Source organism: Nocardiopsis nanhaiensis (assembly GCF_054778635.1).
Genome location: NZ_BAAGZJ010000054.1, coordinates 41,928 through 50,142 on the forward strand (window position 1 = coordinate 41,928; position 8,215 = coordinate 50,142).

An 8,215-nucleotide genomic window follows, 5' to 3' on the forward strand; every position below is an offset into this window, starting at 1 on the left:
TCGGCGCGTGTGGGCGGGGGCAGGACAAACGCGGGTGACAGGTGGCGGGCGACAGGATAGAACGGCACGAACGTCCGCCACCGACGCACGAGGAGCACGATCCCTTGACGGACAACCCGTTCCTGGCACCCAGCGAGCTCCCCTATGGGCTCCCCGACTTCGCCGCGATCCGCGAAGAGCACTTCCTGCCCGCCTTCGAGGCGGGTGTGGCCGAGCAGCTCGCCGAGGTCGAGGCGATCACCAGCGACCCGGAGCCTCCGACCTTCGACAACACCATCGCGGCACTGGAGCGCTCCGGAGCGACCCTCCGGCGGATGGAAGCGGTCTTCCACACCTTGGCCGGATCCGACGCCACTGACGGCATCGAGGAGCTCGAGAAGGAGATCGCCCCCCGTGCCGCGCAGCACGCGGACGCCATCTCGCTCAACCGGGACCTGTGGGCCCGCATCCAGCAGGTCACCACCGATGACCCGCAGGAGGCCAGGCTGCTGGAGCGGTACCGCTTGGACTTCGTCAAGGCGGGCGCCGACCTCGGCGACGGGGAGCAGGCCCGGCTGCGGGAGTTGAACGCGGAGCTGGCCGGGCTCGCCACGGACTTCGGGATCAACGTCATCCGGGCAACCAGGGAGGCCTCCCTCGTCGTCGACGACGCCGCGGAACTCGACGGCCTGGACAAGGCGCGGATCAGCGCGCTCGAGAAGGACGGCCAGTACGTCCTGCCGCTGCTGAACACCACTGTGCAGCCGGCGCTGGCCCAGCTCACCAACCGCGCCACCCGCGAACGGCTGTACAAGCTGAGCGCGGAGCGCGCGCCGGAGAACCTCGGGATCGCCGCCCGCATGGCGACCCTGCGCGCCGAGCAGGCCAAGCTGCTCGGCTACGCGGACCACGCGGCGTACAAGGTCGCCGACCAGACCGCGAAGACCGTCGACGCGGTCGAGGAGCGGCTCGCCCAGCTGGTCGTCCCCGCCCGTCGCAACGTCGACAAGGAGGCCCAGGCGCTGGCCGAGCACGCCGGGCACGAGATCGCGCCGTGGGACTGGCCCTTCTACACCGAGCAGGTCCGCAAAGCCCGCTACGACTTCGACGAGAGTGTCCTGCGCCCCTACTTCGAGCTCGGCCGGGTGATCGAGGACGGAGTCTTCCACGCGGCGACCCTGCTGTACGGGATCACGTTCAGCGAGCGGACCGACCTCCGCGGCCACCACGCCGACGTGCGGACGTGGGAGGTGTTCGACGGCGACGGCACCCCGCTCGGCCTGTTCCTCCTGGACCCCTACGCGAGGCCGACCAAGCGCGGCGGCGCGTGGATGCACAACCTGGTCAACCAGTCCACCCACCTGGACCAGCGGCCGGTGGTGGTGAACAACCTGAACGTCACCAAGCCCGCCTCCGGCCCGGCCCTGCTCACGTTCGACGAGGTCGAGACGGCGTTCCACGAGTTCGGGCACGCCCTGCACGGGCTGATGTCGGCCGTGCGCTACCCGAGGGTCCAGGGCACGAGCGTGCCGCGCGACTTCGTCGAGTTCCCCTCCCAGGTGAACGAGATGTGGGCGCTCTGGCCGGAGATCCTCGCCAACTACGCCAAACACCACGAGACCGGTGAGCCGGTGCCCGCCGACCTGGTGGAGCGCCTCACCGCGGCCAGCCAGTTCAACCAGGGCTTCGCGACCTTCGAGTACCTCGCCGCCGCGCTGCTCGACTGGTCGTGGCACCGCCTCGCCCCCGGCGAGACCGTAGAGGACCCCGCGTCCTTCGAGGCCAAGGCGCTGGAAGCGGTGGGTGCCCTGCACCCGCAGGTCCGCCCCCGTTATCGGAGCACGTACTTCATGCACGTGTTCTCCAACGACTACAGCGCGGGCTACTACTCCTACGTGTGGAGCCAGGTGCTGGACGCGGAGAGCGTCGAGTGGTTCAAGGAGAACGGCGGACTGTCCCGTGAGGGCGGGGACCGCTTCCGGGAGAAGGTGCTGTCCGTGGGCGGCAGCGTCGACCCGATGGAGGCCGTCACCGACTTCCTCGGCCGCGAGCCCGGCATGGGTCCGCTGCTCGCCCGCAAGGGCCTGGACTAGGCGCACTTGACGCGGGTCCACCGGACCGCGGCTCCACGGGTGGGGCCCCGCTCCTCGGAGCGGGGCCCCAAATGCGTCCGGCGCCCGGTATCCGGCCGGGCCGTACGCCCGTTACCCGACGGGCACGCCTGGGCCGAGCGGGATGCCCAGCGCGTACCAGCCGAGGAAGAACAGCGTCCAGACGGCCAGGATCGTCACGGTGAAGGGCAGGGTCAGCGACACCAGGGTGCCGATGCCGCTGTCCTTCCGGTAGCGCTGCATGAAGCCCAGGACCAGCACGAAGTACGGGCTCATCGGGGTGATGATGTTGGTCGAGGCGTCCGCGATGCGGTACATGACCTGCGTGGTCTCCGGGTTGACACCCAGAATCATCAGCATCGGCACGAACACGGGGGCGATGAGGGCCCACTGCGCCGAACCGCTGGTGATGAACAGGTTCATCGTCGTGGCCAGCAGGATGAAGCCCACGAACAGCACCGCCGTGGGGACGTTCAGGGACCCCAGCCATTCGGCGCCCCGGATGGCCAGGACCTCGGACATGCCGGACCAGGAGAAGTAGGCGAGGAACTGGGAAGCCGCGAAGAACAGCACCAGTACCGGGGCCAGGTCCTTCACGCCCTTGGCCATGTACGTGGGGATGTCGGAGGGTTTGGTCACGGTACCCACCGCGATACCGAAGGCGGTACCCACGAGCAGGAACACCACGGCCAGGACCACGGCGATGTCCGAGACCAGCGGGGACTCGATGACCGAGCCGTCCTCGCCCCGGAACCAGGAGTTCTCCGGCAGCAGGGCTACGACGTACAGGAACGCGGCGGTGAGGAGGACCAGCCCGGCCGCGCGCAGGCCCCGGCGCTCCTCCCTGCTGAGCTCGAAGCTGCCCAGGGCTTCCGAGCCCGTGGAGACGTCGTCCAGCCCTTCCGTCCGCTTGCGCAGAATGAGCTCGGTGACCAGTGTGATGACCACCGCGAGCAGGACCGCGCTGGCGGCGTTGAAGAAGTAGTTGGCCAGCGGGGTGACGACGACGTCACCGTCGATGACCTGGGCGGCTTCGGTGGTGATGCCGCCCAGCAGGGCGTCGGTGGGCGCGACCACCAGGGTGGCGTTCCAACCGGCCGAAACGGCCACGAAGGCGACCACGATGCCCAGTGTGGGGCTGCGGCCCACGGCCTGGAAGACGACGGCTGCCAGGGGGATCAGTACGACGTAGGCGGCGTCGCTGGCGATGCTGCCCAGAATCCCCATGATGGCCACGGTGAAGGTCATGTACTTCGCCGGGACACGGGTCACGCTCCCCCGGAGGAGGGCGTTGATGAGTCCGGTCTGCTCGGCGACGACGACGCCGAGCATCATGACCACGATCAGACCCAGCGGGGGGAAGTTGACGTAGTTGGTGACCGCCTCACCGAAGATCACCCTGATGCCCTCGGGGGACAGCAGGCTCTGGACCTCGATGCTCTCGCCGTCGACCGGGGAAACGGCGGAGGCACCCAGCCGGTTGAGCACCGCGCTCAACACGACAACGAAACCGGCCAGGATGACGAAGATCCAGAAGGGGTGCGGGAGCTTGTTCCCCACGCGCTCGATCCCTCGTAGGGAGGCCAAAAGCGCGGACATCGCCCGGCCGGGGGGCTTCTCTGTGGTTGCGGCCACGGCCGCCCTCCTTTACTGCGCTGCGGCTCGGGGGTGTTGAGCTGCATTGATGGTGTTGGATCTGGTGGATCCTGACCATTTTGCGGCGTAACTCCCAGTGATGTGAACCACAGGGCGTGCAGAGTGGCTGGTAGTGGCGCGGATCACCGCTTTTGATTTTCCGATCGATTCATTTTCGCAATGGCCCTGTTATTCAACCCGTTCAAAGGTTGAAATGACGGCATTTGGGAGCAGTTCAGGGGGCCTCGGGGCCGCCCAGTCCCGCGCGCTCGCGCATGCGCGAACCCAACCCCTCCACTGCCCGCAACGCGTCCCGTACGTCCCGGTGGGACGGGGTGAACGGCAGGTTGTGGATGGTTTCCTCCGGGGCCATCGCGGCTTCGACGACGCGGTCCAGCAAGGCGTCGTCGGCATCGCCCAGACCCGCTTCGGTGAGCGTCGTGGGCAGGCCCGCTCGGGCGGTGAACTCGGCGAACTCCTCCACCTCCGCGGTGGCCGCGCCTTCCAGGAGTAGTTGGGTGAGCGAACCGATGTTGACCTTCTCGCCGTGCGCCATGTGGTGGGTCTCGTCGACCGCGGTGAGTCCGTCGTGCACCGCGTGTGCCGCCGCGAGGCCTCCCGACTCGAAACCCAGGCCGGACAGCAGGGTGGTGGCTTCCACGACCGCCTCGACGTCCGGCGTCACCAGGTCCCGTTCCACGGCGTCCAGTGCGGGCAGCGCGGACTCCCACAGGATGTCCCAGGAGAGCTGGGCCAGGGCGGTCCCCGCCCGGGTGGGGAGTCCGTCGACCATGTTTCGGGCGCCGGTGCCCCGGAGCGCCCGGGCCTCGATCCAGGTGGCCAGGGCATCGCCGACACCCGCGGCGAGGAATCTCGCGGGTGCCTGCGCGACCAGCTGGGTGTCGACCACCACCAGCGCGGGGTTGCGGTCGTAGAAGCGGTAAGCCTCGAAGGCTCCCTCCTCCGTGTAGACCACGGAGAGCGCCGAGGTGGGCGCGTCGGTGGAGGCGACTGTCGCTGCGCTCACCCACGGCACCCCGGCGTTGTCACCCGCAGCCTTCGCGGCGTCGATCGCCGCGCCCCCGCCCAGGCCCACGATCACGTCGTGGCCGTTCCGGTCGATGACCTCGGCGACGCGCTCGGACTCGGCCTTGGTGGGTACACCCCCGAAGCGCGCGAAGGCCAGGCCGAGCCCGGCCTCCTCGAAGGAGCGCTCCAGTGTGGCGCCGACCAGGTCCCGGACCACGTCGTCGGTGAGCACCAGGGGCTTCTTCCCCAGGTTTCCCACCAGAACGCCGAGCCGCTCCATCGCGCCCCGGCCCTGCACGTAGCGGTCGGGCGAGGCGAAGACGCGGAGTGCCGGTGATTCCTGAGCCATGGTGTTCCCCCTGTGGTCGGTCCTCGACCCCCACCTGGCCGTTCACCGGGCGGACCAAACATCGGCGCGCCGAGGTTGCACTGTTCTTTGCCTCACCCGGACCCCTCCTGGTTCCGTGCGGTGGAGAGGAACGCGCGGACCCGGCGGCGGTACCTGATGCCCCAAGGGACGGAAACGGCCAGCGAGAACGGGATCAGCACGGACAGCAGCGCGAGGAAGACGAAGGGGAAGTCCACTCCCTGGTCCAGGTAGGTCCACACCGCCGCACCGCATATCGCCAGCCAGAACAGCAGGACGAGCGGAACGAGGATCAACTGGCTCATACGCGAGGCCAGCACCGTCTCGGCCTGCTGCCGCGCGAGCTCGTTGGTCTCGGGATCGTCGCCGAGCCGTCCCAGCAGTAGCAGTTCGGAGGCGGCCCGCGCCTGCTGGGGGTCGGTTCCGATCGGGAACTGCTGCTCGACCCCGGCGCCGAACCGGGACGAGAAGCCCATCACCAGGCCGAAGAACAGCCCCATGAGAACGGCCGCCACCACGGCCCCCAGGAGCTGGACCTCGCCCCTGAACAGCCAGTACATGCCCATGAACAGGCCGAAGAAGGTTCCGGAGAGCACCCCGCGGTAGATCGCTCCCCGCCTGGGGTGCCGTAGTGCGTCGAGTTGGAGGCGGGTGATCAGGTCCGGTCCCGGGGGTAGGCGCTCCATCATGGTGCCGCCCTACCCGAGGGGGCGGCACCGAAAAGCCCGTCCTCTCGGAACGGGCCGGGACGCGGGCTGCTCAAGGGCCGGGGAGAACCCCGTCGACCAGGCTCTCCCCGACACCCGTGCGGGCGTAGAGCACGTACCGACCGGTCCGGTGGGCGCTCACCATGCCCGCCCGGCGCAGCGCCGTCAGCGCCTCCGACACGGCCGCCTTCGACCGCCCGGTGCGCCGGGCCAGGTCACCGTTGCTCGCGGGGGTGTCCAGTTCCGACAGCAGCAGTGCCCGGGTCCGGCCGAGTACGCCGGTCAGTGCTTCGGGCACGGAGGACATCCGCCGTTCCCACAAGGTGCCCACACCGCGCGCGGGATAGCGCACGGTCGGCGGGGCGAGCGGCGACAGGATGTGCCAGACGCCCGGGTGCACGAACACCGACGGTGTCAGCACCAGGCCCTCGCCGCGCAGGTCGCGCGGGCCGTCGGCCATCTTGCTCGGGATCCGGAGCGTCACGTCCCGCCAGCGGATCCGAGGGTCCAGATCGGCGAACGCGTGCCGCACCCCGCCTTCGGCCAAGCGGCGTGCACGGTACAGCACCTCGCCCTCCAGCAGCGAGAGCACGCGGGGCCAGTAGGGGGCGAGCGCCACCTCCCAGTACGCCTCGATCTCGTCGGCCAGCCGCCGCAAGCCGTCCTCCGGGTGGGCCCGCAGCCGATCCACCTCGGGGCCACGGGCGTTGGGAACCAACTCGAGTGAGGCGCGCACGAACTCCGCGGACTGGGCGCGCACCGACGCCAAGTCCACTGCCAGGTCGGGCATGGCGAGGGAGGGCACCGGACACACCAGGGCCGGCACGAGCCGTGCGCCAGGGCGGACCAGTTCGGCGAAGAGGGGCCATGCCCTTTCCTCGGACCGCACGCGGTCGGTGACCTCTCCGGCCCACACCCGGTGCACCGGGTCGGGCGCGGACCTGGTCAGCTGGATGCGTGCGGCCACGACCTCCCACACCGGGGACACGGCGAACCGGCTGCCGGAGATCTCTTCGGTGCTGAAGGTCAGTTCGATCATCGCGCCTCCGATTCGGCCATGTCCGAACCCATGGTGCACCGGTCGTACGGCGCCGCACCATGCCCGGCATGACCACGACAGCCCCTGAACCCACGCGCGGACCGTTCGCGTCCGCCCACTTCCGCCGCTTCTTCGCCGCCCGGACCATGGCCGACACGGGTACCGAGGTCGGAGCCTTGGCGCTGCCGCTTCTCGCGGTTCTCACCTTGGACGCCACCCCCGGACAGGTGGGCCTCCTGGGTGCCCTCACCACCGCCGCATACCTGGTCATCGGCTTGCCTGCCGGGGTTTGGAGTGACCGACTCCGGCGCCGACCGGTGATCGTCGTCAGCCAGTTCCTGCACGGCCTGATCCTGCTGTCGATCCCGCTCGCCTGGGTGCTGGGCGTACTCACCCTCACTCAGCTCTACGTGTGCGCCCTCCTCGGCGGGGCCGCAGCGCTCTTCTCCCGGATCGCCCAGCAGGGGTTCCTGCCCGTCCTCGTCGGCAGGGAGCGGCTCATGCCCGCGAACGCCGCGCTCACCGGCGTGAACTCCACGTCGATCCTCGCTGGACGCGGGATGGGCGGATACCTCGTCCAGTTCCTGGGCGCGCCCGTCGTCGTCCTGCTCGACGGCCTGGCCCAGTGCGCGTCTTCACTGGCCACGGCCGCCATCCGGGTCCGCGAACCGCGCCCCGCTCCGAGTGACCGCCGTCTCCTCGGTGAGATCAACGAGGGCCTGAGGTACGTGTTCGGACACGCGGTCCTGCGCTCGATGGCCCTGTCCGCGACGGTGCTCAATCTCGGCCTGAGCCCGCTCATCGTCATGGCGCCGGTCCTGATCGTCACCGACCTCGGACTCAACGAGGGCCGGGCGGGCCTGTTCTTCATGATCGGTGCAGCGGGGGTCCTCATCGGGTCGGTGGTCTCCACCCGCCTCACCAAGCGGTTCGGTTCCGGCCGGGCTCTCGTCCTGACCGCTGCCGCGACCGGTATCGGGGCTCTCGCGGTGCCCTTCCTGACCGCTGCCAACTTCTGGGCGGTCTGCGTCGTCTGGGCGTTCTCCCAATTCGGGATCGGGACAGTCAACGTCATCCAGACGACCCTGCGCCAGCGACTCACCCCTGACCGGATGCTGGGCCGGATGACCGCGACCATGCGCTTCCTGATGACCGGTGCCGTCACGGTCGGTGCCCTGTACGCGGGTGCCGTGGCCGAGGTCTGGGACGTGCGTACCGCCCCCCTCTGTGTCAGGCTCAAGTGGGACACCAAGGGATAACCTTCACTAACTGACACAAGCAGGGCGAGAACAGGCAACCACCACGGTGACAATGACCAACCACGACCTCCACACCAACGATGAAGGGC

Annotated in this window: 6 protein-coding genes; 2 read left to right on the forward strand and 4 right to left on the reverse strand. The window is 69.3% G+C overall.

The features are described from left to right. The first annotated feature begins 104 nt into the window (after nucleotides 1-104). Nucleotides 105-2,072 (forward strand): M3 family metallopeptidase, encoded by a 1,968-nt coding sequence (locus ACYVD1_RS23040; protein WP_460776553.1) that lies wholly within the window; start codon nucleotides 105-107, stop codon nucleotides 2,070-2,072. 111 nt (nucleotides 2,073-2,183) lie between these two features. Here the strand turns inward: ACYVD1_RS23040 and ACYVD1_RS23045 are convergent, their stop codons facing one another. From ACYVD1_RS23045 to ACYVD1_RS23060, 4 genes are all read right to left on the reverse strand, one after another. Continuing rightward, the gene (locus ACYVD1_RS23045) at nucleotides 2,184-3,689 is read right to left on the reverse strand and encodes an AbgT family transporter (protein WP_460776567.1); all 1,506 of its coding nucleotides are present in this window, start codon (nucleotides 3,687-3,689) and stop codon (nucleotides 2,184-2,186) included. A 271-nt stretch (nucleotides 3,690-3,960) separates the two neighbouring features. Then, nucleotides 3,961-5,103 (reverse strand): glycerol dehydrogenase, encoded by a 1,143-nt coding sequence (locus tag ACYVD1_RS23050; protein WP_460776555.1) that lies wholly within the window; start codon nucleotides 5,101-5,103, stop codon nucleotides 3,961-3,963. Nucleotides 5,104-5,195: 92 nt separating this feature from the next. After that, nucleotides 5,196-5,810 (reverse strand): hypothetical protein, encoded by a 615-nt coding sequence (locus ACYVD1_RS23055; protein ID WP_460776559.1) that lies wholly within the window; start codon nucleotides 5,808-5,810, stop codon nucleotides 5,196-5,198. 70 nt (nucleotides 5,811-5,880) lie between these two features. Then, the gene (locus ACYVD1_RS23060) at nucleotides 5,881-6,867 is read right to left on the reverse strand and encodes an ArsR/SmtB family transcription factor (RefSeq protein ID WP_460776561.1); all 987 of its coding nucleotides are present in this window, start codon (nucleotides 6,865-6,867) and stop codon (nucleotides 5,881-5,883) included. A gap of 68 nt (nucleotides 6,868-6,935) precedes the next feature. On the opposite strand from ACYVD1_RS23060, the gene ACYVD1_RS23065 reads away from it, so the two are divergent. Continuing rightward, nucleotides 6,936-8,126 (forward strand): MFS transporter, encoded by a 1,191-nt coding sequence (locus tag ACYVD1_RS23065; protein WP_460776563.1) that lies wholly within the window; start codon nucleotides 6,936-6,938, stop codon nucleotides 8,124-8,126. Nucleotides 8,127-8,215: the final 89 nt, after the last annotated feature.